Annotated in this window: 2 protein-coding genes and 1 pseudogene; all 3 read left to right on the forward strand. The window is 65.1% G+C overall.

Annotated features, from left to right (window positions below; translation table 11 throughout):
* Positions 1-509: pseudogene (gene glnA / locus AC1DYM_RS22890) on the forward strand (glutamine synthetase); the annotation flags it as partial.
* A gap of 22 nt (positions 510-531) precedes the next feature.
* On the forward strand, positions 532-1,812 hold the full coding sequence (locus AC1DYM_RS22895) for a hypothetical protein (protein WP_477342333.1): 1,281 nt from the start codon (positions 532-534) through the stop codon (positions 1,810-1,812).
* On the forward strand, positions 1,784-2,566 hold a 783-nt coding region (locus AC1DYM_RS22900), incomplete at its 3' end, for an N-acetyl sugar amidotransferase (RefSeq protein WP_477342335.1). The genes AC1DYM_RS22895 and AC1DYM_RS22900, both read left to right, overlap by 29 nt.

The raw sequence follows: 2,566 nt of genomic DNA on the forward strand, positions 1-2,566 counted from the left end.
GTCTGATGGCGCACGCGCGCGGCCTGACCGCGATCGCCGCGCCCTGTGTCAACTCGTACAAGCGGCTGGTCTCACGCGGGTCGCGTTCCGGCGCGACTTGGGCGCCGGTCAACATCGCCTGGGGCGACAACAACCGCACCGCTTTCGTACGGGTGCCGGGCGGCCGGCTCGAACTGCGCGTACCGGACGCTTCGGCCAATCCCTACCTGCTGACGGCGGCGATCGTGCACGCCGGCCTCGATGGCATCCGCCGCAAGCTCGACCCGGGCCAAGCCTGCAACGAAAACCTCTACGCGTTGAACCTTGACGAACTCTCCGCGCGCGGCATCGCGCGGCTGCCGGCCTCGCTACCCGACGCGCTTGATGCTCTCGAAGCCGACACCGCCCTGTGCGCCGCTCTCGGCCAGCGGTTCGTCGACGAATTCGCGAGGCTCAAGCGCCTCGAATGCGACGAACTGCTGCTCAATGTATCGCCGGCCGAGTTCCGGCGTTACGTCGATTTTTTCTGAAGATGCCCGACCGGCCGATCTCATGAGCGATGTCGCTGTTTCCGCCACCGGCTGCGACGTGCTTTTCGTGGTCTACGGCAGCGGCCATATCGGCAAGGTGGCTCCAGTCATGAAGCACCTGCAGTCACTGGGCGCCCGTTGCGAATTACTGGCGCTGACCTTGGGCTACCAGCAAGCTCGGCGGCTTGGTGTTGAGCCGCGCGGCTACGCGGATTTCCTGCACCTGGTCGACCGCGAAGCGGTGCTCGCGCGCGGCCGCCAATTGCTCGATGGCAACAGCCACCCCGACGTCGACCCGTTCGAAAGTCAGTGTTATCTGGGGATCAACTACGAGGAGTGGGTGCAGACCCATGGTGAGGCCGAGGCCGCACGCCGATACGCCAGCACGGGCCGCCGCGGTTTTCTGCCGGTGCGCTTCATCGGCAGCGTGATTGACGAACTGCGCCCTGCGGTGGTCGTGAGCACCGGGTCGCCGCGCTCCGAACAGGCCGCGATCGAGGCCGCCGTTCAGCGCGGCGTGCCCAGCCTGACGATGGTCGACTTGTTCGGCCTGCCGCACGACGCCTACTTGCGCACCGAGGTGTTCGCGGACCGCATCACGGTGTTGTCGGATTTTGTGCGGCGCAACTTGCTGGCCGCGGGGATCGCCGATTCGCGCATTGCGGTGACTGGCTGTCCCGCCTACGAAGGCCTGTTCGATCCGGCGCATGCGCTGGCCGGCGAGGTGCTTCGCCGCACTCTTGGCTGGCAGGGCCTCAAGGCGGTCATGTGGGCCGGCAATTTCGAGGAACCCGGCCCCGGTGTGAGCGCGGAGAACCTCGGTACAGGCTTGGCGCTCGACGTCGAACGCCGGCTGCGCACATGGGTCGAGGCGCGTCCCGACGTCGCGTTGTTGATCCGCTATCATCCGAGCCAATACCATCTGTTTCCGGACCTGGGCGCGCATCCCCGGATCTACCGGAGCGTGCCGACAGAGGACGCACTGGCGCCGCAGTTGCACCTGGCCGACACGCTGGTGGTGCAGACCAGCACGGTCGGTTTCGAGGCAGCACTGATCGGCCGGCGCGTGCTGAGCCTGTCCTGGTCGCCGATGGTCATTAACCTTGATTTTGACTATGGTCGGCTCGGTTTGGGAGAATCCGTGGCATGCGCCGCGGATCTGCTGCCGACTCTCGAACGCGAGCCGTTTCGTCCGATCGACCGTTCTGTGTTTCCGCCGCCGGGGCTTGCGACGCCGCGCGTAGCGGCGGAGATCCTGGCACTGGCCAGTGCGCGTGACCGGCAGTTTCCGCTTMCGACTTGATATCCCTATTTTCAGCGAGCGCTCCATGACCCCACCGTTTGCCGATAAACCTTTCCCTCATCTCCAGTACTGCGTACGCTGCTGCGTGCCGCAGACGCAGGAGGGCGTAGTGTTCGACGAGCTTGGCGTCTGCCAGGCCTGCCAGTCGGCGGAGCAGAAGATCCACATCGACTGGGCCGCGCGTGAGCGCGACCTGCGCGCGACCCTGGAGGCCGCGAAGGCCTCGGCCGGCAATAATTACGACTGCATCATCCCGATCAGCGGTGGAAAAGACAGCACCTTTCAGCTGCATGTGCTGACCAAGATCTACGGCATGAAACCGCTGGCCGTGACCTTCAGCCACAACTGGTACAGCGAGACTGGCTGGTACAACCTGCAAAACTCGCTCGAGCAGTTCAACGTTGACCACATCATGTTCACGCCGAACCGAAGCGTCGTGAACCGCATCGCGAAACATTCGCTGGCCGGCATCGGTGATTCCTGCTGGCACTGCCATGCCGGCGTCGGCGCATTCCCGCTCCAGGCGGCGGTTCGCTTCAACATTCCGCTGCTGGTCTGGGGCGAGTCGATCGCCGAGAGCTCGGGCCGTGCCTCCTACAAGAATCCGGTGCGCAAGTTCGACAGGGAGTACTTCACCAAGGTCTCGGCCAAGCTGCGGCCCGACCAGATGGTGCGCGACGACCTCAGCGAACGCGATCTCTACCCGTTCAACGTGCCATCGGCTGAGGAGTGCGAGCGCGTCGGCGTCTACGGC

The sequence above is a fragment of the Luteibacter sp. P1_D3 genome (genome assembly GCF_056406135.1).